General features: G+C 53.8%; 17 protein-coding genes. 4 read left to right on the top strand and 13 right to left on the bottom strand.

What is annotated here, in order from left to right; all coding sequences use genetic code 11:
- Positions 1-7: 7 nt before the first annotated feature.
- From lpxK to serC, 8 genes are all read right to left on the bottom strand, one after another.
- The gene (gene lpxK / locus NR201_RS05135) at positions 8-994 is read right to left on the bottom strand and encodes a tetraacyldisaccharide 4'-kinase (RefSeq protein ID WP_187492705.1); all 987 of its coding nucleotides are present in this window, start codon (positions 992-994) and stop codon (positions 8-10) included.
- Entirely contained in the window at positions 991-2,739 is a 1,749-nt protein-coding gene (gene msbA / locus NR201_RS05130; protein ID WP_010669759.1) for a lipid A ABC transporter ATP-binding protein/permease MsbA, read from the bottom strand. The genes lpxK and msbA overlap by 4 nt, the downstream gene beginning before the upstream one ends.
- Before the next feature lie 34 nt (positions 2,740-2,773).
- On the bottom strand, positions 2,774-5,029 hold the full coding sequence (locus NR201_RS05125; RefSeq protein WP_256849437.1) for a DNA internalization-related competence protein ComEC/Rec2: 2,256 nt from the start codon (positions 5,027-5,029) through the stop codon (positions 2,774-2,776).
- A gap of 205 nt (positions 5,030-5,234) precedes the next feature.
- Positions 5,235-5,519: an integration host factor subunit beta gene (gene ihfB, locus NR201_RS05120; protein ID WP_003849360.1), complete on the bottom strand. Its 285-nt coding sequence runs from the start codon at positions 5,517-5,519 to the stop codon at positions 5,235-5,237.
- An 82-nt stretch (positions 5,520-5,601) separates the two neighbouring features.
- Entirely contained in the window at positions 5,602-7,275 is a 1,674-nt protein-coding gene (gene rpsA / locus NR201_RS05115) for a 30S ribosomal protein S1 (RefSeq protein WP_003849352.1), read from the bottom strand.
- Between the two features lie 108 nt (positions 7,276-7,383).
- Positions 7,384-8,070, bottom strand: coding sequence for a (d)CMP kinase (gene cmk, locus NR201_RS05110; protein WP_010254946.1), 687 nt, complete (start codon positions 8,068-8,070; stop codon positions 7,384-7,386).
- 198 nt (positions 8,071-8,268) lie between these two features.
- Complete coding sequence (gene aroA / locus NR201_RS05105; protein WP_033766826.1) at positions 8,269-9,555, bottom strand: 3-phosphoshikimate 1-carboxyvinyltransferase; 1,287 nt, start codon at positions 9,553-9,555, stop codon at positions 8,269-8,271.
- 82 nt (positions 9,556-9,637) lie between these two features.
- The gene (gene serC / locus NR201_RS05100; protein ID WP_010669757.1) at positions 9,638-10,723 is read right to left on the bottom strand and encodes a 3-phosphoserine/phosphohydroxythreonine transaminase; all 1,086 of its coding nucleotides are present in this window, start codon (positions 10,721-10,723) and stop codon (positions 9,638-9,640) included.
- A 313-nt stretch (positions 10,724-11,036) separates the two neighbouring features.
- Here serC and ycaO point away from each other — a divergent pair, with 313 nt between their 5' ends.
- The 4 genes from ycaO to pflA all read left to right on the top strand — a co-directional run bounded on the left by ycaO (position 11,037) and on the right by pflA (position 17,293).
- On the top strand, positions 11,037-12,800 hold the full coding sequence (gene ycaO / locus NR201_RS05095) for a 30S ribosomal protein S12 methylthiotransferase accessory factor YcaO (RefSeq protein ID WP_010254940.1): 1,764 nt from the start codon (positions 11,037-11,039) through the stop codon (positions 12,798-12,800).
- A 373-nt stretch (positions 12,801-13,173) separates the two neighbouring features.
- Complete coding sequence (gene focA, locus NR201_RS05090) at positions 13,174-14,034, top strand: formate transporter FocA (protein ID WP_245116749.1); 861 nt, start codon at positions 13,174-13,176, stop codon at positions 14,032-14,034.
- 71 nt (positions 14,035-14,105) lie between these two features.
- Complete coding sequence (gene pflB, locus NR201_RS05085; protein ID WP_010254936.1) at positions 14,106-16,388, top strand: formate C-acetyltransferase; 2,283 nt, start codon at positions 14,106-14,108, stop codon at positions 16,386-16,388.
- Positions 16,389-16,552: 164 nt separating this feature from the next.
- A complete protein-coding gene (gene pflA / locus NR201_RS05080) occupies positions 16,553-17,293 on the top strand; it encodes a pyruvate formate lyase 1-activating protein (RefSeq protein ID WP_010669755.1) in 741 nt (246 codons plus the stop codon).
- Positions 17,294-17,346: 53 nt separating this feature from the next.
- Here pflA and NR201_RS05075 read toward each other — a convergent pair whose 3' ends face one another.
- From NR201_RS05075 to NR201_RS05055, 5 genes are all read right to left on the bottom strand, one after another.
- The gene (locus tag NR201_RS05075; protein ID WP_010254932.1) at positions 17,347-18,498 is read right to left on the bottom strand and encodes an MFS transporter; all 1,152 of its coding nucleotides are present in this window, start codon (positions 18,496-18,498) and stop codon (positions 17,347-17,349) included.
- A 318-nt stretch (positions 18,499-18,816) separates the two neighbouring features.
- Positions 18,817-20,109, bottom strand: a complete 1,293-nt coding sequence (gene serS / locus NR201_RS05070) for a serine--tRNA ligase (protein WP_010254930.1) — start codon at positions 20,107-20,109, stop codon at positions 18,817-18,819.
- 92 nt (positions 20,110-20,201) lie between these two features.
- Positions 20,202-21,545 carry a replication-associated recombination protein A gene (locus NR201_RS05065; protein ID WP_033757131.1) on the bottom strand — a complete coding sequence of 448 codons (1,344 nt, stop codon included), beginning with the start codon at positions 21,543-21,545 and terminating at the stop codon, positions 20,202-20,204.
- A gap of 7 nt (positions 21,546-21,552) precedes the next feature.
- On the bottom strand, positions 21,553-22,164 hold the full coding sequence (lolA, locus tag NR201_RS05060) for an outer membrane lipoprotein chaperone LolA (protein WP_003849334.1): 612 nt from the start codon (positions 22,162-22,164) through the stop codon (positions 21,553-21,555).
- Positions 22,165-22,341: 177 nt separating this feature from the next.
- Complete coding sequence (locus NR201_RS05055) at positions 22,342-25,890, bottom strand: DNA translocase FtsK 4TM domain-containing protein (RefSeq protein WP_250488703.1); 3,549 nt, start codon at positions 25,888-25,890, stop codon at positions 22,342-22,344.
- Positions 25,891-25,899 lie beyond the last annotated feature (9 nt).

Raw genomic sequence — 25,899 nt, 5'->3', positions numbered from 1 at the left:
GCGGGTATCAGGAAATATGGCGGCAGAGTTGTTCAATGTCATCCAGTAACGGCGTCACGGCATTACCAGTTAAATGGGCATCGACCGGCAAATACCACCAGTCAGGCTGGGCAAAGTGACGGCATTTCACCGCGTCTTTTTCGGTCATCAGCAGTTGCTGACCCGCCTGGAGTAATCGGGTCAGTTCATCTTTGCTGTAGGCATGATGATCGGCAAAGGCGATCTCTGCGACCGGCGTTATACCCTGCTGTTTCAGCGTGGTGAAAAAACGCGGGGGATGACCAATACCGGCCATGGCGACTACCGCACCCAGTTGCTCCGGCGGGCAGGTTTCACCGGTCAGCAGATTGGTGGCCAGCCCGGGCTGAAGTTGCATGGCAATCTCGTCGGGCTGTGCTTCGCCGCCGTTAATGATCACGGCATCGACCTGCTGCAGACGATCGGCACGTTCACGCATCGGACCGGCAGGCAACCACCAGCCATTACCAAAGCGACGGACCCCATCAACCACCACGATTTCGCGATCGCGCTGCAGGGCGTAATGTTGCAGGCCATCATCCGTGATGATCACATCCAGCGAATCCTGTTTCAGTAACGCCTCAATCGCCCGTCGCCGTTGAGGGGCGACCGCGACCGGCGCCCCGGTGCGCTGGGCGATCAATACCGGCTCATCCCCGGCCTGTTCGGTGGGGGTCTGCGCCGTGACCAGCAAGGGATAGTGGTCCGCCTTGCCGCCATATCCTCGGGAGACCACGCCAGCGCGCAGGCCGCGCTGCTGTAACGCCTCGACCAGCCAGATGACCACCGGCGTCTTTCCATTCCCGCCAGCAGTCAGGTTACCTACCACCACGACCGGCAGAGGCGCACGCCAGCTTTTACGCCAGCCGCGCCTGTAACTGAAGCGTATCAGGGCCGTGATCGCACCATACAGCAGGCTGAATGGCCATAGCAGCAGCCATAGCGGTGAGCGACCACTCCAGATACGTTCAATCATTGGCCGAACTGCATCTTGTGCAGCTGTGCATAGGCACCGCGTTCTGCTAACAGCACCTGATGCGTACCGCGTTCAACAATCTGGCCATCTTCAATTACCACGATTTCATCCGCTTTCTCGATGGTAGAGAGTCGGTGCGCAATCACCAGCGAGGTACGGTTCTTCTGCAACTCATCCAGTGCAGACTGAATCGCGCGTTCAGACTCGGTATCCAGCGCCGAGGTGGCTTCATCGAGGATCAGGATCGGGCAATCACGTAATAACGCACGGGCAATGGCAATACGCTGACGCTGACCGCCAGATAACAGCACGCCATTCTCGCCAATCATCGTATCCAGGCCCTTATCCATTTTATTGATAAAGTCCATGGCATGCGCCATGGTGGCCGCCTGCTCGATCTCTTCACGACTGTATTGCTCACTGCGGGCATACGCGATGTTATTGGCAATCGTGTCGTTGAAGAGGTGCACATTCTGTGACACCAGCGCCACCTGATTACGCAATGAGCGCAGGCTGTACTCACGCAGATCATGACCGTCCAGCAGGATCTCGCCCTGCTGGATATCATAAAAACGGGTCAGCAGGCTCGCCATCGTAGACTTACCGGAACCGGAACGGCCCACCAGCGCCACCGTTTTTCCTGCCGGCAGCGACAGATTGATATTACGCAGTGCCGGAATTTCACGGCCTGGGTAGGTAAAGGTGACATCACGGAATTCAATATCCCCTTTAGCACGGGTGATTTCGCGCGTACCGTTATCCACTTCCTGCTCACTATCCAGAATAGAGAACAGTGTCTGACAGGCCGCCATCCCACGCTGGAACTGGGCGTTGACGTTGGTCAGAGACTTAAGCGGGCGCATCAGGGCAATCATCGAGGAGAAGACCACGGTGATGGTACCGGCTGTCAGGGTATCCATGACGCTGGGGAAGCTGGCGGCATAGAGCACAAAAGCCAGTGCCAGCGACGCGATCAGCTGGATAATCGGATCGGAAATGGAGGAGGCTGAAACCAGTTTCATTCCCTGCTGACGCATCCGGTTACTGACGCGGGAAAAGCGCTCCGATTCAATGTCCTGTCCGCCAAAAATCAGCACTTCTTTGTGCCCTTTCAGCATCTGTTCGGCGCTGGTTGTCACCTGCCCCATAGTGTTCTGCATACTTTTGCTGATGGTGCGGAAGCGCTTAGAAACGGTGCGGATAGCAAAGGAGACGATAGGTGCCAGTACAATCAGGATCAGCGACAGCTGCCAGCTGTAGTAGAACATCATGATAAACAGGCCAATAATGGAAGCCCCTTCACGCACTACGGTGACCAGCGCGCCCGAAGAAGAGGAGGCGACCTGCTCAGAATCGTAAGTAATGCGTGACAACAGGGTGCCGGTTGACTGCTGGTCGAAAAACGAAACCGGCATGCCCATCATATGGCTGAACAGACGACGGCGGATATTCATCACGACGTTGCCAGAGACCCAGGAGATGCAGTAGCTGGAGATATAACTGGTGACTCCGCGGACCAGCATCAGGCCAATAACCACTAACGGCAGCCACAGCATCACCGATCTGTCAGCTTTACCAAAACCATCATCCAGTAACGGTTTCAACAGTGAGAGCATTAAGGCGTCGCCCGCAGCATTAATAATCAGGGCGACTGAGGCCGCAATTAATCCCGCTTTATTAGGCGCGATCATCGGCCAGAGTCGGCGAAACGTCTGCCACGTAGAGAGATCTTTATCTTGATGCATTATTTATTCACGCTGTTGGAAATAGCCGGCCATTCTACCTGGATTCGCGTTTGACGCCAAACCACTGATGATACCAACGGGGCATTAATTGATCCCGCAAGGTGGAAACCTGTGCTCTGCCCTGCTCTATCCTGATACTGATTTGTCCTGACTGGCCCGTATCCAGCCAGTGAAAACCGGCCGTTCGATAGTTTTCCAGCACATTTTTCGCGGGCATACGCCATGCATTGTAGCGTGCCAGCGAGGCGATAGCGGTGTGGCCTGCGGCTTTACGCAGCAGCAATGAGGTCGACGACGTCCGGCTGCCGTGGTGCGGGACCTGCAGAATATCGACCTTCAGCCCCTGCTTCTCCAGCGCCACCAGCTGGCGTTCCGCTTTCGCTTCAATGTCACCGGTTAACATCAGACGAACCTGGCCATCATCGACGATCACCACACAGGAGTCATTATTCCCACCCGGCAGGGGTGCCGTCAGCGGCCAGACCACCCGAAAGTGGAGCTGCCGCCAGCGCCACTGCGTGCCCCGCACGCAGGGTAAGTGTGCCTCATCAGCCAGCGCACTTCTGACTTCAACCGCTGGCCAGCGTTGAGTAATCGCCGCCAGCCCGCCAGTATGATCCAGATGTTTATGACTCAGGATGACCTGTTTTAACCGTAGCTGCCGGCGCTCCAGCCACGGAATGATCACCCGACTCCCCGCATTATCGTTCTGCCAGCGCGGGCCGGTATCATACATCATTGCCTCGTCGCCCTGGCTGATCACCAGACTCAGACCGTGCCCGATATCCAGCATATCGATTCGCCAGCCCTGCTCCTGTTCTGGCTGGCGACTCAGTATCATTGCCAGCGCTAACGCGCCGCTGCTTAACGGCAGAGAGAAAAAGAGCTGCGCACGCCAGAGAATCAGACCGCCCCATACCATGACTGTAACCCAGGTTGTGCCACTCAGCGGCCACCAGCCTGGTGGCAGCAACGTCAGGCAATGAAACAGTGCACGTAAAGAGAGATCGGCCGCTCCCCAGAAGATGCCAGATAAATGCGCCACCGGCAGCAGCAGGGCGAGCGTCACCAGAGGCATGGTAATAAACGAGACGACCGGAATCGCGACAACATTCGCCACCAGCGCAGTCAGGCTGATGCCGTTGAAAATCGCCACCTGCAACGGCACCATTAAAATCATCATGCCCGCCTGTAAATGCAGCAACTGTACCGGAATCCAGCGCCGTTGCCGACGGAACGCCGCAGGCAGCGGGAACCAGTGATACCAGACCAGCAGCATGCCCACAGCCAGTACCGAGAGCCAGAAGCTGTCAGAGAGCACGGTCAGCGGGTCGGTTACCAGCAGCAACGCAATACAGAACGTCCAGACCTGCCAGCTATTCAGCTGAACACCCGCAAACCGTGTTATCGCCCATAGCGTCAGGGCAAGCAGCGAACGCTCTGCGGGAGGCTGTGCACCGGAGAGCCAGGTATAGATTGCAGCAAACAGCCAGCTCACGATGAGGGGGAAAAGATAGCTGATATAACGGGCTGGCAAGATAAATTGCACCCCACGCGCAATCATCCAGCCGGTGCTGGCGGCCAGGGCGATATGCATGCCCGATATCGCCATCAGATGCGAGGTACCGGTATCCCGCAGTAGCTGACGCGTCTGCTGGCTCATCTCATCCCGAATGCCAAAAGCCAGTGCCTCCAGCGTTGCACGTGCAGGCATTGCACGGGTCCTGTCACGATGCCATAAAATAAATCGCCAGCGGCTATCACAGCGATCGCTTACCGCAGTCTGCTTAAGGATTCGTCCCTGAAGCGGCGTATTATTAGCCAGTGCAAAACGCTGCGCATCAAAATCGCCCTCATTAAGGCGGGCATGTACCGGTCGCAGACGTAGTTGCATCGTCCAGCGTTGTCCTGGACAGTAGACCTCCGGATCAGCATCAAACCAGATCCAGGCAAAGCGAGGCGGAAAAATCATCCTGCCCTCCTCTTTCAACAGACGAACCCGGATTTGCTTCCGCTCTTTCCGCAGTTCACTGATCTGAAGGGTGTAGGTGGCAGGACGCGCCGAGAACTTTTCGATATCCCGCACCATCAGACGGGCGTCGTTACAGGCCCATGCCAGCAACAGCAGAGTAATACCGGCCAGACGGACGGGTTGGTAAGGGCAATGCAGCAGAGCCAGTCCTGTGAGGAGGAAGCCCCACATCACCTCACCGGAAGGCAGCCGGGCCATCAGCATTAGCGGTAACGTTGCAACGATCGCCAGTCGCGCCAGAACGGTCCATGTCAGCATAATCGTATCCATTGATTCAGTTCGATTATTCTGGGCAAAGGAGATGAAAGTAACAGCGGATGATCAGGCAGGCTGGAGCGCTCTCACAAAGAGAGTGCGGCGTTGCAGTGTTGATGACAGCAATCCGGATGTCAGATCTGAGCCTGAATCGCAGGCAAAAAAAAAACGACATCCGGAGATGTCGTTTATCTGGTTCGGTATCGGCTTAGCCGTAGATATTTGCGCGATCGCGCAGCTCTTTGCCTGGCTTAAAGTGGGGAACGTATTTACCTTCCAGATCCACTTTGTCACCCGTTTTCGGGTTACGTCCAGTACGCGGAGCGCGATAGTGCAAAGAAAAGCTGCCGAATCCCCGGATTTCGATGCGTTCGCCCTGTGCCAGCGTAGTGGCCATGTGCTCTAGCATCTCTTTTACTGCATCCTCAACGACTTTCGCCGGTATATGAGTATGCTGTCCCGCCAGTCTTTCGATCAGTTCTGACTTGGTCATGTAACCTCCGGTTTATCCCTATGGGAATGTATGACAGCTTTTACCGAAACCGGGTGGTTGCCCACCCGGTGCTTCAGGCCGATTACTCGCCTTTAGCCGCTTTGAACGCTTCAGCCATAGCGCTAGAGAAATTGCCTTCTTCCTGTTTGGTGTTAACAGTATTGATGGCTTCTTTCTCATCAGCCTGGTCTTTCGCACGGACAGACAGGCTTACGACACGGTTTTTACGATCAACGCCGGTGAACTTAGCTTCAACGTCGTCGCCAACGTTCAGAACCAGAGTTGCATCTTCAATGCGGTCCAGTGAAGCTTCAGAAGCGCGCAGGTAACCCTCAACGCCGTCTGCTAATTCAACTGTAGCACCTTTAGCATCAACTGCAGTCACTTTACCGGTGACGATGGCACCTTTCTTGTTCAAAGTGATGTAGTTGTTGAACGGATCTTCTGCCAGCTGTTTAACGCCCAGAGAGATACGCTCGCGCTCTGCATCAACCTGCAGTACAACGGCAGCGATTTCGTCGCCTTTTTTGTACTCACGAACGGCTTCTTCGCCAGTCGCGTTCCAGGAGATGTCAGACAGGTGAACCAGACCGTCGATGCCGCCATCCAGGCCGATGAAGATACCGAAGTCAGTGATTGACTTGATTTTACCTTCAACACGATCGCCTTTGTTGTGCGTCTCAGCGAACAGCTGCCATGGGTTAGATTTACACTGCTTCAGACCCAGGGAGATACGACGACGCTCTTCGTCAATGTCCAGAACCATAACTTCAACCACGTCGCCTACGTTAACAACTTTAGACGGATGGATGTTTTTGTTGGTCCAGTCCATTTCAGACACGTGTACCAGACCTTCAACGCCTTCTTCGATTTCCACGAAGCAGCCGTAATCAGTCAGGTTGGTAACACGACCGGTCAGGCGAGTGCCTTCCGGATAGCGTTTAGCGATAGCAACCCATGGATCTTCGCCCAGCTGCTTCAGACCCAGAGAAACACGGGTACGCTCGCGGTCGAACTTCAGCACCTTAACGGTGATTTCGTCGCCCACGTTGACGATTTCGCTTGGATGCTTAACGCGTTTCCATGCCATGTCAGTGATGTGCAGCAGGCCATCAACGCCGCCCAGATCAACGAATGCACCGTAGTCAGTCAGGTTCTTAACGATACCTTTGACTTCCATGCCTTCCTGCAGGTTTTCCAGCAGCTGATCGCGCTCTGCGCTGTTTTCGGATTCGATAACCGCACGACGTGAAACCACGACGTTGTTGCGTTTCTGATCCAGCTTGATCACTTTGAATTCAAGCTCTTTGCCTTCCAGGTGCAGCGTATCGCGCACCGGACGCACATCTACCAGTGAACCTGGCAGGAACGCACGGATACCGTTGAGCTCAACTGTGAAGCCGCCTTTAACTTTGCCGTTGATAACACCGGTAACAGTTTCAGCGTCTTCGTAAGCTTTCTCCAGCGTGATCCATGCTTCATGGCGCTTAGCTTTCTCACGGGACAGCAGGGTTTCACCGAAGCCGTCTTCCACTGCATCCAGAGCAACATCAACTTCGTCGCCTACCTGGATTTCCAGTTCGCCGGCTGCGTTCTTGAACTGCTCTGCAGGAATTGCAGATTCAGATTTCAGACCCGCATCAACCAGAACGACATCTTTGTCGATAGAAACGACGATGCCACGAACGATAGAACCCGGGCGGGTTTCGATTGTTTTTAAGGATTCTTCAAATAGTTGAGCAAAAGATTCAGTCATATTGATAATCTTCAGGATTCTTCAATTTAACGTCCATCTGACTTCATGTCGGATGGGGTTGTTTCACATGCCCGGCACCGGATCCATGGTACAGGGTGGTAGATTCAGTTAAGCCGTAATACCCAGCTTCTCGCGGGCATATTGTAGCGCTTTTTCAATGACTTGATCGATAGACATCTCGGTAGAGTCCAGAACCAATGCATCGCCAGCGGCTACTAAAGGCGCAATTGCGCGATTACGATCGCGGTCGTCGCGTTCTTTTATCTCGGCTAAAAGGCGGTCAAAGTTAACATTAAAGCCATTATCCTGCAACTGTAGCATACGGCGCTGAGCACGCTCTTCCGGGCTGGCATCAAGGAAAATTTTCACTGGCGCATCCGGAAAAACCACGGTGCCCATATCACGGCCATCAGCAATCAGGCCCGGCATCTCGCGGAAACCGCGCTGGCGGCGCAATAATGCTTCGCGTACCCGGGGAAAAGCGGCAACACGAGAAGCGGTGTTGCTGACCTCCTGAGTACGGATTTCACCGGTGACATCTTCACCTTCAAGTATGACCTGCATTTCGCCATTTTGTGACACAAAGCGCACATCCAGGTGAGCAGCAATCGGCACCAGCGCTTCTTCAGATTCAATCTCCACCTGATGATGCAATGCGGCCAACGCCAGCACGCGATAAATAGCACCGGAGTCCAGCAGATGCCACTGCAGCGATTCCGCCATCGCTTTGCACAGGGTTCCCTTTCCCGCTCCACTTGGCCCATCAATAGTTATGACCGGGGCAGTTACTGTCATTATTCCCTCCTGTTGCTGCGTGCTTCCTGACCTTTCGGTCACCATTAATGACTAGCATTATACGCTGCATAGCACGGCTTGGTTACCCTTTCGCACTGATCAGGTTCGTAATCTTAGTCAATTCAGAGGATCTCTGGCCTGTTACAGCCAGATAAAATCAGGGGAGTTCCGGTGCGAACCGCACCGGAAGGGGAGATATCAGGCGCTCTGGCTGATTTTAGCCAGTTGAACGAAATAGTCAGGGAAGGTTTTTGCAGTACAGCCAGGATCGAGAATGGTCACCGGGGTATCAGAAAGTGCAACCAGAGAGAAACACATCGCCATGCGGTGGTCATTGTAGGTGCCAATATCCGCATGAATCAGCGTCGCTGGCGGCGTAATAAGGATGTAGTCATGACCCTCTTCGACTTCTGCCCCGACTTTACGCAGCTCTGTGGCCATTGCGCTCAGTCGATCGGTCTCTTTTACCCGCCAGTTATAAATATTGCGTAACCGGGTGGTGCCCTCTGCAAATAGCGCCGTAGTCGCGATGGTCATTGCAGCATCCGGAATATGGTTCATGTCCATATCGATGGCCTGCAGTTTTCCGGCCGTACAGGCAATGTAATCATCGCCCCACTCAATCGTCGCGCCCATCTTTTCCAGCACGTCAGCAAACCGGATGTCACCCTGCACACTCTGGCGTCCAATCCCGGTGACGCGAACCGTTCCGCCTTTTATAGCGGCAGCGGCCAGGAAATAGGACGCGGAAGAGGCATCGCCTTCAACCAGGTAATCACCCGGCGACTGATACTGTTGCTGTCCCTTGATCAGGAAGCGTTGATAGTTCTGATTCTCAACCTCGACGCCAAAGCACTGCATCAGATTGAGGGTAATATCGATGTAAGGTTTCGACACCAAATCACCTTTGATGGTGATGCAGGTATCCTGCTGTGCCAGCGGCGCGGTCATCAGCAGCGCGGTCAGGAACTGGCTGGAAACGCTGCCATCCACACTGACTTCACCCCCGGTAAAACCACCGCGTAAACGCAGCGGCGGATAGTTTTCGTTTTCCAGGTACTCAATGGTTGCTCCGCCCTGACGAAGTGCGTCAACCAGATGCCCGATTGGACGCTCTTTCATGCGGGGTTCGCCGGTCAGTTCGATATCGTGCTGGCCCAGACAAAGCGCCGCGGCCAGCGGACGCATTGCGGTTCCGGCATTGCCCAGAAACAGTGACAGCGGTTGAGATGCGTGCAGTGGCCCGGCATTTCCCGTCACTTCACACAGGGTGCGATCGCTGGAAAGCGTATAGCTTACACCAAGCGCGGTCAGCGCGTTCAGCATGTGCTTAACGTCGTCGCTGTCGAGCAGGTTGGTAAGACGGGTTGTACCTTTAGCCAGAGCAGCCAGCAGCAATGCACGATTGGAAACGCTCTTTGAGCCGGGCAGATTTACCGTGCCGTTGACGCGCGCAATCGGTTGGAGAGTCAGGGAGTCCTGCATGTGAAACGAAATCCTCAAAAAATACAGAGACCTCGCCGTGTGACGAGGTCTGGCATCAGCATCAATGCTGATATCTTAATAATCAGCCGTGACGGCGTTCAAAATCGACCATGAAATCGGTCAGGGCCTTCACACCTTCCAGCGGCATCGCATTATAAATAGAGGCGCGCATACCGCCTACTACACGATGGCCTTTAAGCGCGTGTAATCCCGCCTTAAAAGACTCCTCCAGGAACAGGGCATCGAGTGAAGCATCGGCCAGCTGGAAAGGGATGTTCATGCGTGAGCGGTTTTCTGTTGCCACATCATTACGATAGAAGCCACTGTGATCGATTACGCCATAAAGCAGGTCAGATTTTGCCTGATTGATACGATCAATTTCAGCGACACCGCCCTTCTCTTTCAGCCATTTAAACACCAGCCCTGAGAGATACCACGCAAAAGTCGGCGGGGTGTTAAACATCGAATCGTTATCGGCCAGCACTTTGTAATCGAGGATTGAGGGCACAGAGGCGTGCGCCTGACCCAGCAGATCTTCGCGAACGACAACCAGCGTTAATCCGGCCGGGCCCACATTTTTCTGCGCACCCGCATAAATCACACCGTAACGACTCACATCGATAGGGCGTGACAGAATGGTGGATGAGAAATCAGCAACAACGGTTTTACTGCCAAAGTCGGGCTGTTCGTCAATCGCGATGCCATCAATGGTTTCATTAGGGCAGAAATGCAGGTAAGCGGACGTCTCACTCACCTCCCATTCGCTCATTGGCAGGATGGCTCGTTTACCGTCGCGCGTTGTTTTGACATCCAGCGTGCGTGGGGAACAATACTTTTCCGCTTCTTTTATTGCGCTATGCGCCCAGTAACCGCCATCAACATAGTCGGCACTGGTCGCTTTACCCAGCAGATTTCCCGGTACGGCAGCGAACTGCGCACGCGCCCCACCATGACAGAATAAAACTTTGTAATTCGACGGTATTTTTAGCAGATCACGGAAGTCCTGCTCCGCTTCTTCAGCCACCTGAATAAACTCTTTACTGCGGTGACTGATCTCCATTACAGAGGTACCCAGACCGCGCCAGTTCGTCAGTTCCTGTTCTGCACGACGAAGCACTTCAACCGGTAGCATCGCCGGGCCAGAGCTAAAATTATAAACTTGCGTCATTTCCCCTCACCACTGTCATATCGAACGGTTATGAATAACCATCCGGTTTTATCACTGCATTCTGATAGCTGCAATCATAAATCAGGGAGCGGTCACATTTTCTGAATCCGGCTCGCCGGAGGTTATGTTACCAATGCAAATCTGCGCGGAATTTTGTGAGGCTTTATCCAGCGCCATTAATTCGCGTTTGGCCTGAGAGCAGAAGTGATGAAAAGTAAGCCGGTAAAAATGTCCCGCCCTGATAGCGGTCTGTTAGCAAAATCCGTATCATTGCGCGCTTTACGCACCCTATGACAACTGAGAGAGCGGCACTATGACGCAAACATTTATCCCGGGCAAAGATGCCGCACTGGAAGACTCCATTGCGCGTTTCCAGAACAAGCTGCAGGATCTTGGCTTTAACATTGAAGAAGCATCCTGGCTGAATCCTGTCCCCCATGTCTGGTCAGTGCATATCCGCGACCGCGATTGCCCGCTCTGTTTTACCAACGGCAAGGGCGCCAGTAAAAAAGCGGCGCTGGCCTCCGCGCTTGGCGAGTATTTCGAGCGTCTCTCAACTAACTATTTTTTTGCTGACTTCTGGCTGGGAAAAAAGATCGCTAACGGTGATTTTGTTCACTATCCCAATGAAAAATGGTTTGCGTTACCTGATGATGAGTCCTTACCTGAAGGTATTCTGGATCCACGCCTGCGCGCATTTTACGATCCCGATAATGCCCTGACGGCTTCCGGCCTGATCGATCTGCAGTCCGGGAATACTGAACGTGGTATCTGCGCCCTGCCCTTTACCCGTCAGTCCGACCAGCAGACTGTCTATATCCCGATGAATATTATCGGCAACCTCTATGTCTCAAACGGCATGTCGGCAGGTAATACCGCGAACGAAGCGCGTGTTCAGGGGCTGTCTGAAGTGTTTGAGCGATATATTAAAAACCGCATTATTGCTGAAGCGATCAGCCTGCCTGCGATTCCTGATGACGTGATGCAGCGTTATCCTGAGGTGATCGAGGCCATTGCACGTCTTGAAGCGGAAGGCTTCCCGATTTTCGCTTATGACGCCTCTCTCGGCGGTAAATATCCGGTTATCTGCGTGGTGCTGTTTAACCCAACCAACGGAACCTGTTTTGCCTCATTTGGTGCTCACCCTGATTTCGGTGTGGCGCTGGAGCGTACCGTTACCGAGTTGCTGCAGGGCCGAAGCCTCAAAGATCTGGATGTGTTTACTCCACCGACCTTTGATGACGAAGAAGTGGCTGAGCATGCCAACCTTGAAACACACTTCATCGATTCAAGCGGCCTGATCTCCTGGGATCTGTTTAAAGAAACTGCGGATTATCCTTTTGTCGACTGGTCATTCGCGGGCAGCACCGAACAGGAATTCGCCACGCTGATGGCAATCTTCGCCTCGGAAGATCAGGAAGTCTATATTGCAGACTACGAGCATCTGGGTGTCTATGCCTGCCGCATCATCGTGCCAGGCATGTCTGATATCTATCCGGCAGAAGATCTGTTCCTGGCGAACAACAGCATGGGAGCGGGCATGCGTGAAACCCTGCTGGCCCTGCCTGACAGCAACTGGAATCCGGAAGAGTATCTGGATCTGATTGGACAGCTTGATGATGAAGGCTTTGACGACTTCACCCGCGTTCGTGAGCTGCTGGGTCTGGCGACCGGTAAAGACAATGGCTGGTACACGCTGCGTGTTGGCGAATTAAAAGCGATGCTGGCGCTGGCGGGCGGCGATCTGGATCAGGCATTGATCTGGACAGAATGGACGATGGAGTTTAACAGCTCAATCTTTACGCCAGAGCGCGCTAACTACTATCGTTGCCTGCAGACCCTGCTGTTACTGGCTATGGAAGATGAGCGTGATCCATTGCAGTATCATCACGCTTTCCTGCGGATGTATGGTGAGAGCGCAATGGAAGCAGCCTCAGCCGCGATCAGTGGTGAGAATCCGTTTAATGGCCTTCAGGCTGTTGATGATGAGCTGCAGGCCTTCCCTGCCCATCAGTCGCTGCTTGCCGCCTACGAAAAACTGCAAAACGCCAAACGTCACTACTGGAAAAACGCGTAAGCCATAACGCGTCAGACTGAAAGCAGACGGCTAACCATGGCACTGGATTTATCTGGTGCCATCATTCCCCACTTTCTCTATGAAACATTAGCTACTTTAAAATTCCTTCCTATTACATCACATCATTTTAATTAACATATAAGCCATTAATTAATAACACAGCCTGAACAAAAAAAGTGGCACATCACTTTATATTAAAATATTTTTGTATTTTTAAAATAAATTTATTTGTTTATATTCAGTTGGTTAGCTCATTATTTTCTCATTAATTTGCGACCAGTGGGTTACCACCCTGGCAAACATGATCCATATCAATTACTGACCTATACTCCTTTGTTAGTATTTTTTCAGACAACTTCAGGAGTAAGTTAGTGTGAAAACTGACAACCCTTTTAATCTTTTATTACCCGCCGCGATGGCGAAAGTGGCCGAAGACGCGGGTATCTATAAAGCAACCAAACATCCTTTTACGACCTTCTTTCTGGCAATAAACGCCGGCGTATTTATCTCAATCGCATTCGTTTTTTATATTACAGCGACCACCGGTAGCGGCGCGATGCCCTACGGCATAGCCAAACTGATTGGAGGTATCTGCTTTTCACTTGGCTTAATGCTGGTCGTGGTATGTGGTGCTGACCTTTTTACCTCTACTGTATTAATCGTTGTCGCCAAAGCCAGTGGCCGCATCAGCTGGGGCCAGCTGGCCCGCAACTGGATTAACGTCTACGCCGGTAACCTTGCAGGTGCACTCTTCTTTGTCGCCCTGATGTGGTTTGCCGGACAGCACATGGTCGCGAATGGCGCCTGGGGATTAAATGTCCTGCAAACCGCCGATCACAAGATGCATCACACCTTCATAGAAGCGGTTTGTCTGGGTACATTGGCCAATCTGCTGGTCTGTCTCGCCGTCTGGATGAGTTACTCAGGCCGCACCCTGACCGATAAGCTGGTCGTGATGATTCTGCCTGTTGCGATGTTTGTCGCAAGCGGTTTCGAACACAGTATCGCCAACATGTTTCTTATACCCTATGCCATTGCTATTCGTGACTTCGCGACACCTGAATTCTGGCAGGCAGCTGGCACCACGGCGGCACAGTTTCACTCGCTGACCCTCAGTAACTTTATTATCGACAACCTGATTCCCGTGACCATCGGAAACATTATCGGCGGCGGCGTTCTGGTTGGGTTGACCTACTGGGTTATCTATCTCCGTAAAGGTGACCGGGTTCATTAAACGCATTTTTGACGGCACAGGAAGTTGGCTGTGCCCGACCGTAAAGTCTCCTCATATAAGGCAGGTATATTATGACCGAACTTAATGCAAAACTGGCTTCAGCATGGGAAGGATTTGCTGAAGGCGAATGGCAGAATAGCGTCAATGTGCGCGACTTCATTCAGAAAAACTACACCCCATATGAAGGTGACGAGTCATTCCTGGCGGGTGCCACCGAAGCGACCACCAAACTGTGGGAAAGCGTGCTGGAAGGCATCAAAATTGAGAACCGCACCCACGCGCCAGTCGACTTCGACACCGATCTCGCCTCAACCATTACCTCGCACGACGCGGGTTACATCATTAAGCCACTGGAAAAAATTGTTGGTCTGCAGACCGAAGCGCCATTAAAACGCGCCATCATTCCTTATGGCGGCATCAAAATGGTCGAAGGGTCATGCAAAGTGTATGGCCGTGAACTCGACCCTTCACTGAAAAAAATCTTCACCGAATATCGCAAAACGCACAACCAGGGCGTGTTCGATGTTTATACCCCGGACATTCTGCGTTGCCGTAAATCAGGAATCCTGACCGGCCTTCCTGATGCTTATGGCCGTGGCCGTATTATCGGTGACTATCGTCGTGTGGCGCTGTACGGCATCGATTTCCTGATGGCGGATAAATTCGCTCAGTTCGCCTCACTGCAGGAAGATTTAGAGAATGGCGTTAATCTGGAAGCGACTATTCGTCTGCGTGAAGAGATTTCTGACCAGCATCATGCGCTGGCCCAGATTAAAGAGATGGCAGCAAAATATGGCCATGACATCTCCGGTCCGGCTACCAATGCGGTTGAAGCAGTACAGTGGACTTACTATGGCTACCTGGCTGCAGTTAAATCACAAAACGGTGCTGCCATGTCATTTGGCCGCGTCTCAACCTTCCTTGATGTTTACATCGAACGTGACCTTAAAGCCGGTAAACTGACTGAAGAGCAGGCACAGGAACTGATTGACCATCTGGTGATGAAACTGCGCATGGTTCGCTTCCTGCGCACACCTGAATATGATGAGCTGTTCTCAGGTGACCCAATCTGGGCAACGGAATCACTGGCAGGTATGGGCGTTGATGGCCGTACCCTGGTCTCAAAAAGTACGTTCCGCTTCCTGAATACCCTCTACACCATGGGTCCTTCACCTGAGCCGAACATGACCATCCTGTGGTCAGAAAAACTGCCGATTAATTTCAAAAAATATGCCGCTAAGGTCTCTATCGATACCTCATCTTTGCAGTATGAGAACGATGACCTGATGCGTGCTGATTTCGACAATGATGACTACGCAATCGCCTGCTGCGTGAGCCCGATGATTGTCGGCAAACAAATGCAGTTCTTTGGCGCACGTGCCAACCTGGCGAAAACGCTGCTCTACGCAATCAACGGCGGCGTGGATGAAAAGCTGAAAATGCAGGTTGGACCGAAAGGCGACAAAATCAGCGACGACGTACTGGATTTCGACACCGTCATGGAGCGTATGGATCACTTCATGGACTGGCTGGCAAAACAGTATGTGACTTCGCTAAACATCATTCACTACATGCATGATAAATACAGCTACGAAGCGGCGCTGATGGCCTTACATGATCGGGATGTCTACCGCACCATGGCCTGTGGTATCGCGGGTCTCTCCGTCGCTGCGGATTCACTTTCTGCCATTAAATATGCCAAAGTGAAACCAATTCGTGACGAAGATGGTCTGGCCATCGACTTCGATATTGAAGGCGAATATCCGCAGTTCGGTAACAACGACTCACGGGTAGATGACCTGGCCTGCGATCTGGTTGAACGCTTCATGAAGAAAATTCAGCAGCTGAACACCTATCGTAATGCCGTGCCGACGCAGTCTGTTCTGACCATTACTTCGAACGTGGTATATGGTAAGAAAACCGGTAACACACCAGATGGACGTCGCGCTGGCGCGCCGTTTGGACCAGGTGCTAACCCGATGCATGGTCGTGACCAGAAAGGTGCAGTTGCCTCGCTGACTTCCGTCGCGAAACTGCCGTTTGCCTACGCAAAAGATGGTATCTCCTATACCTTCTCAATCGTACCAAACGCGCTGGGTAAAGATGATAACGTGCGGAAAACCAACCTTGCCGGTCTGATGGATGGTTACTTCCATCACGAAGCCAGCATCGAAGGCGGTCAGCACCTCAACGTTAACGTTATGAACCGTGAAATGCTGCTGGATGCGATGGAACATCCAGAGAAATATCCGCAACTGACCATTCGCGTTTCCGGTTACGCTGTGCGCTTTAACTCACTGACTAAAGAGCAGCAGCAGGATGTGATTACCCGAACCTTCACTAAGTCACTGTAATTACTGCTCTACCTGATAAAAAAGGCTCCTCGCGGAGCCTTTTAATTAAAAGTCTGTTCTGGTGGTCATCTCCATCAAGGTTCCCACCAGAATCGATTTCCTGCCCTGAGCGCAACAGAGATTGCGCCGTCTGTCCCGGCAGACTTACTGGAGAAAACATCGCAATGTCAGTTAACGGTCGTATCCACTCATTTGAATCCTGCGGCACCGTCGATGGTCCCGGTATCCGTTTTATCACCTTCTTCCAGGGCTGCCTGATGCGCTGCCTCTACTGTCACAACCGCGACACCTGGGATACTCACGGTGGCAAAGAGATCAGCGTCGAAGCGCTGATGGCGGATGTACTCTCCTATCGCCATTTTATGAACGCCTCTGGTGGCGGCGTCACGGCCTCAGGCGGTGAAGCCATTCTCCAGGCTGAATTTGTGCGCGACTGGTTCCGTGCCTGCAAGGCCGAAGGTATTCATACCTGTCTCGACACCAACGGCTTCGTACGCCGCTATGATCCGGTGATCGATGAACTGCTCGACGTTACCGACTTAGTGATGCTCGACCTGAAACAGATGAATGACGACGTGCATCAGATTCTGGTGGGTGTCTCCAATCACCGTACGCTGGACTTTGCCCGTTACCTGCAGAAAAAAGGCAAACGGACATGGATCCGTTTTGTCGTGGTGCCCGGCTATTCCGACGATGATGACACCGCGCATCGCTTGGGTGAATTCACGCGTGACATGGAGAACGTTGAGAAGATTGAATTGCTGCCCTATCATGAGCTGGGTAAGCATAAATGGATTGCGATGGGTGAAGAGTACAAGCTGGACGGGGTGAAGCCACCGAGCAAAGAGACAATGGATCGCGTGAAAAACATTCTCGCCAGCTATGGCCACGAAGTGATGTACTGAAGAATCTGCCACAAAAAAAGGGAGCTTAACGCTCCCTTTTTGCTGTTCAGCGATCAGGCATGTGCCACTGGCGTAGCCTGATGATTCGCTTTGCGCAGCAGCATCACCAGATAAATCAGCGCCACAGCAGCGATCATCACGAACAGTAGCTGGTCAGAATAATTCTGCATCAGAACAGAGGTCATTGCCGGTCCAGCCAGACTGCCCACGGTATAACTCATCAGCAGTGCCTGATTCATCGCTACCAGTTCATGATGTGCGACCGTCTCGCAAGCCCAGGACATCGCCACCGGATAGAGTGTGAAGCCTGCCAGTCCCAGAACAAACAGCGCTGGCGCCATCGCGGCATTGGTTAACATGGCCATCGCACCCAGGATAACCACAAAGACCTGAACTCGCAGCACCAGCATGCGACCAAAACGATCGGCCAGACGGCCAATTGGCCACTGGCCCACAATGCCTGCGCTGACCAGCAACGCCATCCAGTAACCCACATTGGCATCACTCATTCCCTGATGTGACAGGTAAAGCGGCATCAGGCCATAAAGCGAGCCCAGAAGGATGCCAGAGATAATGCAGCCATTGATGCCCAGACGTGAGCTACGGCGACGCAGCATCGGCCAGATGCGGGCCGGAGCGGCTTCTGTCGCTTCACCGCTGGCGGAGACGCGAGTAAAGACCAGTGGCAGCACGGCGCAGAAGACCAGCGACGTCACCCACGGAATCACGCTGAGTAATTCCGTAGACAGTTTGCTGACCAGCAACTGGCCTGTCACGGTGCCGATGTAATAGACAACCATATAGGCCGCCAGCAGCTGTCCCCGATTACGTACCGTTCCGCTGCACAGAAGTGCGCTCTCGACCACCACCCACATCAGCGCACAGCCGACACCGGCGATGAAACGCATTGAACTCCATGCCCAGAAACCCGACATCATCGCCAGGCACAGGGTCGCGACGGCAAACATCAAGGTAGCCAGGTAGTAGCTGCGGTTGAAGCCGTAATGCCTGATTAACCAGCCAGCCAGCAGAGTCCCTGCGAGGTTACCGGTGTAATAGGAGGAGCTTACGATGCCCACCTGCCAGGTTGTCAGTAAGTCATGCGTCAGCCACAGTGGAACGAGCGTATTCAGCACGGCGATTGCGACAGTCATTAACATCAGGCCGCAAAGCAGCAATATCACGGGGCGTGACCAGGTTGACATAGGGGATAGAAACCAGAGCAAATGAAGGAAATTGCGCGCAGTTTGCCACTGGCCTTTTTAAAGTCAATGGGCGAATTTTAACGGCAGCACATTTTGCTGTGCGACAATTTAATTTACTAATCTTCAGTGGGTTACAATCGTAAGAAGCGGCAGGTCGCTAAATGCTATCTCTATGAAAAATTAGGTTTTTAGCCATTCCGGCCTGGCTGGTATCGATAACGTTTATTTGTGATTAAAATGAGGCCTGACAGAACAGTTTTTCCGGAGCAATAACATAAAAAAACCCGGCCATGGCCGGGTTCAGAGAGTTACTGTTGCTTAGCCGATAATTTCGACGCCATTCATATAGGGGCGTAAAACCTCAGGCACAGTGATGCGGCCATCTTCCTGCTGATAATTTTCCAGCACCGCCACCAGGGTACGGCCTACGGCCAGCCCTGAGCCATTCAGGGTATGAACCAGACGCGGTTTCTTATCCTGTTTGTTGCGGCAACGCGCCTGCATACGACGCGCCTGGAAATCACCCATGTTGGAACAGGATGAAATTTCACGATAGGTATTCTGCGCCGGTAGCCAGACTTCCAGATCGTAAGTTTTAGTCGATCCAAAGCCCATATCGCCGGTGCAGAGTAAAACCTTACGATATGGCAGGTTCAGCAGCTGCAGCACTTTCTCAGCGTGACCGGTCAGCTCTTCCAGTGCATCCATTGACTGCTCCGGCGTGACGATCTGCACCATTTCAACTTTGTCGAACTGGTGCATACGGATCAGGCCACGCGTGTCACGACCGTAAGAACCCGCTTCAGAACGGAAGCACGGCGTATGCGCAGTCAGTTTAACCGGCAGGCTATCCTCTTCGAGGATCTCATCGCGCACCAGGTTAGTCAGCGGCACTTCTGCAGTAGGAATCAACGCATAGTTGCTGCTGTCTGACTCCTCTTCCAGCGGACGGGTGTGGAACAGGTCTTCGCCAAACTTAGGCAGCTGTCCGGTACCGTAAAGCGTTTCGTGGTTAACCAGATAAGGCACGTAGGTTTCAAGGTAGCCATGCTGCTCGGTGTGCAGGTCAATCATAAACTGACTCAGTGCACGGTGCAGGCGGGCAATTTGCCCCTGCATGACCACAAAGCGTGAACCGGTCAGTTTCACGGCAGACGCAAAATCCAGGCCTTTAGCCGCTTCACCCAGCTCAACGTGATCTTTAACCGGGAAGCTGAACTCGCGCGGGGTACCCCAGCGGCTCACTTCCTGATTTTCGCTGTCATCTTTGCCCAGCGGCACTTCATCGGCCGGAATGTTCGGCAGTGCCAGTGAGAAGTCACGGATTTGATTCTGCAGTTCATCCAGTTCTGCTTTTGCGGCATCCAGGCGTTCGCCCAGCGCGTTCACTTCCTGACGCAGCGGCTCGATATCTTCCCCACGTGCTTTGGCCTGACCGATGGATTTGGATCGGGAGTTACGCTCTGCCTGCAGATTTTCTGTTTCCACCTGCAGCACTTTGCGACGCTCTTCAAGCGAACGCAGCGTTTCCACATCCAGTTTGTATCCCCGGCGTGCCAGTTTTTCTGCGACTGCGTCTGGCTCGTTACGCAGCAGATTGGGATCGAGCATGCTTATCCTGTGTATAAAAAGTTGGTTGAAAGAAGGGACGCATTCCAGCGGAATGCGTTGAAAACATTGCCCACATTACCGTAACGTCTGTTTCAGCGGTAGCGTTTTGTCGGGCTATTTTGATCCTGCTCGGCCAGCCAGCTTAGCTTTTCACCAATCTTGCCTTCAAGCCCGCGCTGGGTTGGGGTGTAATAGCGCGCGCTGGCCAGTTCCTGCGGAAAATAGACTTCACCAGCAGCATAGGCGTTGGTTTCATCATGGGCATAACGGTACTCTTTACCCAGGCCCATCTCTTTCATCAGCTTAGTCGGGGCATTGCGCAGATGTTCCGGCACATCGTAATCGGGATGGTCGCGCGCATCACGCATTGCGGCTTTAAACGCGTTGTAGACCGCATTACTTTTAGGCGCGCAAGCCAGATAAACAATGGCCTGGGCAATCGCACGCTCCCCTTCTGCCGGACCGACGCGCGTAAAGCAATCCCAGGCCGCAATCGCCACCTGCATACCGCGCGGATCGGCGTTGCCGACATCTTCGGAGGCGATTGCCAGCAACCGACGAGCCACATAGAGCGGATCGCCGCCCGCAGTGATAATGCGCGCATACCAGTAGAGCGCCGCATCCGGTGCGGAGCCGCGTACCGATTTGTGCAGTGCAGAAATCAGATCGTAAAAACGATCGCCTTTATTATCAAACCGCGCGGATCGCTCACCAGAGACTTCGTTAAGCAGCTGCGGCGTCAGTTCTCGCTGACCTGATGCGGTGATTTCGGCCATATCAGCCATCATCTCCAGCGTGTTCAGCGCCCGACGTGCATCACCATTAACCAGTTCAGCGATCATCCTGCGTGTGTTGTCCGGCAGCACGATGTCACTGTCCCCATAACCTCGCGCTTTATCCTGCATCGCCTGATCCAGCACCTGCTCAATATCTTCCAGGGTTAGTGATTTCAGCAGGTAAACGCGGGCGCGTGACAACAACGCAGAGTTAAGTTCAAAAGAGGGGTTTTCGGTGGTCGCACCAATAAAGGTAATGGTGCCATCTTCGATATGGGGCAGAAAGGCATCCTGCTGGCTCTTGTTGAACCGATGGACCTCGTCCACAAACAGGATCGTGCGCCGCCCGGCATGTTTATTCTGACGGGCCCGCTCAATCGCCTCACGGATCTCTTTTACGCCGGAGGTGACGGCCGAAATACGTTCCACATCGGCGTTACCGTAATGGGCAATGATCTCAGCCAGCGTGGTCTTGCCGGTCCCGGGAGGTCCCCACAGGATCATTGAATGCAGGTGCCCTGCTTCAATCGCGCGCGGCAGAGGTTTGCCTGCGCCCAGCAGATGTTGCTGACCAATGTACTGTTTCAATGTTTCTGGCCGCATACGCGCGGCCAGAGGTTTGAAATTTTCGGTGGAAAAATCCAGGGACAGGTTACTCACCGTGACCTCACTGACGTTGGTCGTCCACCGTCACGCCTTTTGGCGGTGTGAACGTGAATTTATCCGGGCTGATAGCGCCATTCTGCTGGCTTTTCAGCTGGTAATCGCTGCGCTGGCCATCCTGCTCGATAGCACTGAAGCGGTTGATGGTCCCGCTGGACGTCACCTGGATGGTGAACTGTTTAAGGTTGCCGTCGCTGTTCTTAGGTGTCAGTTCAAAATTGTCACCCTGCTGTTTGATATTGTACTGCTTCCAGTCATTTGACTGGTTGCGGGCAATCAGCATAAAGGGCGTGTTGCTGGTCGCATTCTGCAACAGGCTGACTGTCGCCTGCTCAACAAACGGGTTGTAGAACCACAGCGATTTACCGTCGGAGATGATGATGCTTTCGTCCGGCGCGGTCATGTGCCAGTTAAACAGGCTGGGACGTTTTACCCACAATTCGCCTTCGCCGTCCTGCACATTCGCGCCGCTGCTGTCGGTCACTTTTTGGGTGAAGCTGGCGTGGAAGCTGCTGACCTTGTTCAGGCGCTGTTGCAGATCACTGGAAGCATCAGCCAGAACGCTGGCTGAAGAAAAGGTGGCCAACAGGCCCAGAGCGATTACGCGTAATTTCATCTGCTTCAATTCCTTATTTAAACGTTCCCATCGATAACTGCATTAAGCCTGGCCGCCGTTCCGCCATCAGAACAGAGGAAAAAACCGAAAGCTGATTCAGATATGGGGTTTAACCGCATAAAAACAATGAGCCAGTCGGAACTGGCTCATTGCGTTGTGTTTCAAAACATTTAGCCACTACATATCGTGTGGCGGTGGCGACAGCACTTCACGGTTACCATTGTGTCCTGGTGCAGAAACGATGCCCTGCGCTTCCATCTGTTCAATGATACGTGCCGCGCGGTTATAGCCGATGCGGAACTGACGCTGAACGCCTGAAATCGACGCACGGCGCTTATCGACCACAAAACCGACCGCCTGATCGAACAGCGGATCGAGCTCTTCATCACTGTCGATGCCACCGGCATTTTCGCTCTCTTCGCCCGCCGTAATGCTGTCGATATATTGCGGACGACCACGCGCTTTCCAGTCCTGAACCACTGCATGCACTTCCTGGTCACGAACAAACGCACCGTGAACACGAATCGGCAGCGAGGAGTTCGGCGGCATGTAGAGCATGTCACCCATACCCAGCAGTGACTCCGCACCGCCCTGATCGAGAATGGTACGTGAGTCAATTTTGCTGGAAACGGTAAAGGCGATACGCGTCGGAATGTTCGCTTTGATCAGGCCGGTAATGACATCCACAGATGGACGCTGTGTCGCCAGTACCAGATGGATGCCGGCAGCACGGGCTTTCTGTGCCAGGCGGGCAATCAGCTCTTCCACCTTTTTACCGACTGCCATGATCAGGTCAGCAAACTCATCGACCATCACAACAATGTAAGGCAGCTTCTCCAGAACCGGCGGCGTCATATCCATGCTGTCGCCCGGCTTCCAGAACGGATCGGGAATCGGACGACCCATCGCTTCGGCCTGTTCCACTTTTTCGTTGTAGCCCGCCAGATTACGCACGCCCAGCGCCGACATCAGCTTGTAGCGACGCTCCATTTCACCGACGCTCCAGCGCAGCGCATTGGCAGCATCCTTCATGTCTGTGACAACTTCGGTCAGCAGATGCGGAATACCTTCATAGACCGACAGCTCAAGCATTTTCGGGTCGATCATGATGAAGCGAACTTCTTCCGGCGTCGCCTTATACAGCATGCTGATAATCATGGCGTTCACGCCCACAGATTTACCGGAACCGGTGGTACCGGCGACCAGTAAGTGTGGCATTTTCGCCAGATCGGCCACCACCGGCTGACCGGCAATGTCTTTGCCCAGCACGACGGCCAGCGGTGAAGGGTTGTCGCGGAATTTAGGGCAATCAAGCACTTCACGCAGATAGACGGTCTGACGATGCTTGTTTGGCAGTTCCAGACCTACGTAGGGTTTGCCTGGGATCACTTCCACCACACGAACCGCTACCGTCGACAGCGAACGCGCCAGATCGCGGGACAGGTTGGAGATACGCGCCGCTTTAACGCCCGGTGCCAGGTCAAGTTCGAACCGGGTAATAACCGGGCCAGGCGAGATACCGACCACCTCCGCTTTGACGCGATAATCGCCTAAGCGCGACTCCACCAGACGGGCAGTCTGCTCCAGCGAGAACATATCAACCGGTTCTTCCTCTTCAGGCGGTGCGGTCAGCAGATCCAGCGAAGGCAGTGGCGTGGAAGGTTTCTCCAGCGGCTGCTCATGGCGCATCAGGAAAGGATGAATCAGGCTGTCATGCAGTGAAGGTTTCGCCTCTTCCACCGGCTGAAGCGGCGCTGCCGCTGGCGTGCCATAGGCAGGCGCAGCGTACGCCGGAGCCTGAGGAGCCGCAGGGGCACTATAAGCGGGCGCAGAGGTTGCCGCAGGCGCAGCATAGTCAGGTTCAGACGGTGCAGCCGGCGCGCTATAGGCAGGTTCTGCCGGGGCAAAGCTGGCTGGTGCAGGAACATGAGCCGGAGCCTGAGGTCTTGAAACCTCACTCACCTGCTGCCAGGGTTCGTGCGAAACCGCCGGGGCTTCAGGTTCTGGCGTCGCCGCAATGGTAAACAGCGGTTCAGAAGGACCGTCATCTACCAGATCTTTCATCGGTGAAAAATCAAACGCTGAGGCGGTATCAATATTAAATACCGGCTCTTTTTTCACTTCTGGCTCATAGCGCTGCTGTTGCTGCTCGACGAACTGACGCGCCAGTGCATCCTGCTGCTGTGCATCCTGTTCATCTTCCTCGTCCTGCTGCCAGCTGGTGCCGTAACGCTGCTGCTGTTCAGACTGGAAAGCCTGTCGCAGTTCAGCCTGCTGCAGCGCCTCTTCAGCATCCGGAGCAGAGGAAACGGAGCCAGCACTAACCGGTTCGGTCTCTTCCGTTTTCGCTTTCTCTTCTGCCATGCGCTGAGAAGGCAGCTTAATGCCATAAGAGGCCAGCTCACGACGGGTTGGCAGTTTTACCGGCTTAGGACGCGGCAGTGCCGGGCCGATACCTTGTTTAACCTGCGGATTGAGATTGGTTTCAGGGGCTAAATCAAAAACAGGCGCAGTACGCGTTGTTGCCTGGGCTGCCGTTGCAGCGGATGCCGCTGCCGCCGATGCCGCAGGGATGGCTGACGTATCCCGCCAGTTACCCATTTTAGGTTCATCATCGTCGTAAGCACTGAACGACGGCGTAGCCGGAGCGTCGTCTGGCATTTCAAAATGATAAAGCGGTGGTGAGTCTGCGGGTGCAGAAGCACTCTGCGGCGGCGTCGGGGAATTCGCCACACTCTGCGGAGCTGGCGCGCTCTGTGCGTACGCAGGCGCAGGTTGTGCAGACGGCGATGCAGGGATGGATGTCGCTGACGCGGCAGGCGCCGAAGCTGTAACCGGAGCAGCAGGTGCAGCGACAGATGCTGGCGTCACCGTGGCTGCAGGGGCGAGGGTCACCTCGGCGGCTTCAGCGGTGGCCGCGACTGCCGCACTGGTGGCTGCTGCAGCTTTAGCCAGCAGCGGATCCTGTTGTGACGCCGCAGGCTCAGCAGCTGCACGTGGGGCAGAAAGCAGCACATCATCATCCTGATCGGCGGCATGAAGCTCAGGCACATCCGCGTATTCACGCGCGTCCCGCTCGTCATCCTCTTCCTGCCAGGGTTCATCGTGACGTGAGCGGTTGCTGGCAAACGTCAGTACGCCCATGACTACGCCACCAATTCTTTCTGCAATGGTGAGCCATGACCAGCCGGTGTAAAGGGTAATACCCGCCGCCCAGACGCAGAGCAGCATCAGCGTGCCGCCAGCCGGACTGAACCAGGGTGCAATAGCATTACTGACCAGGCTGCCGATCACGCCGCCCGAGGCAAAGTACCAGATATCATCGGCGTTCAGTGCCGCCATACCACAGGTCGTCACCACCAGCGCGAGGACGCCAATTAAGCGCAGCCCGACGGCAAAGTAGTCAAAGTAGTCCTGGCTGTCGCGCTGACGGAAAGCAATCCAGCACAGACCCAGGATGACGGGCGGAATGGCATACGCCATCACACCAAAAATGAAGAGTAAGGTGTCAGCCAGCCAGGCACCGACGCTGCCGCCGATATTGTGGATAGGTTCATGCCAGGCCGTTTGCGACCAGCTCGGGTCGGAAGGGTTAAAACTGACCAGAGAAACCATCAGGTAGATGGCAAACAGCGCCACCAGAATGAGCATTGCTTCCAGCAGACGACGTCCACTGCTCATCGATTGTAACGAAACGTCTTTATCTTCTGTATATTCCTGGCTCAAGAGGACTCT

This window comes from Pantoea sp. Fr-CA_6, assembly GCF_024520895.1.
Classification (GTDB): Bacteria; Pseudomonadota; Gammaproteobacteria; order Enterobacterales; family Enterobacteriaceae; genus Pantoea; species Pantoea agglomerans.
Note: the sequence above shows the minus strand (reverse complement) of the source record. Positions and strands in the feature narration are given on the sequence as shown.

Excerpts from the sequence above, each read along its gene's own strand:
- aroA (WP_033766826.1), bottom strand. The coding sequence starts at position 9,555 with ATGCAGGACTCCCTGACTCTCCAACCGATTGCGCGCGTCAACGGCACG.
- serC (WP_010669757.1), bottom strand. The coding sequence starts at position 10,723 with ATGACGCAAGTTTATAATTTTAGCTCTGGCCCGGCGATGCTACCGGTT.
- ycaO (WP_010254940.1), top strand. The coding sequence starts at position 11,037 with ATGACGCAAACATTTATCCCGGGCAAAGATGCCGCACTGGAAGACTCC.
- lolA (WP_003849334.1), bottom strand. The coding sequence starts at position 22,164 with ATGAAATTACGCGTAATCGCTCTGGGCCTGTTGGCCACCTTTTCTTCA.
- lpxK (WP_187492705.1), bottom strand. The coding sequence starts at position 994 with ATGATTGAACGTATCTGGAGTGGTCGCTCACCGCTATGGCTGCTGCTA.
- cmk (WP_010254946.1), bottom strand. The coding sequence starts at position 8,070 with ATGACAGTAACTGCCCCGGTCATAACTATTGATGGGCCAAGTGGAGCG.
- NR201_RS05125 (WP_256849437.1), bottom strand. The coding sequence starts at position 5,029 with ATGCTGACATGGACCGTTCTGGCGCGACTGGCGATCGTTGCAACGTTA.
- pflA (WP_010669755.1), top strand. The coding sequence starts at position 16,553 with ATGTCAGTTAACGGTCGTATCCACTCATTTGAATCCTGCGGCACCGTC.
- pflB (WP_010254936.1), top strand. The coding sequence starts at position 14,106 with ATGACCGAACTTAATGCAAAACTGGCTTCAGCATGGGAAGGATTTGCT.
- msbA (WP_010669759.1), bottom strand. The coding sequence starts at position 2,739 with ATGCATCAAGATAAAGATCTCTCTACGTGGCAGACGTTTCGCCGACTC.
- ihfB (WP_003849360.1), bottom strand. The coding sequence starts at position 5,519 with ATGACCAAGTCAGAACTGATCGAAAGACTGGCGGGACAGCATACTCAT.
- serS (WP_010254930.1), bottom strand. The coding sequence starts at position 20,109 with ATGCTCGATCCCAATCTGCTGCGTAACGAGCCAGACGCAGTCGCAGAA.
- rpsA (WP_003849352.1), bottom strand. The coding sequence starts at position 7,275 with ATGACTGAATCTTTTGCTCAACTATTTGAAGAATCCTTAAAAACAATC.
- NR201_RS05075 (WP_010254932.1), bottom strand. The coding sequence starts at position 18,498 with ATGTCAACCTGGTCACGCCCCGTGATATTGCTGCTTTGCGGCCTGATG.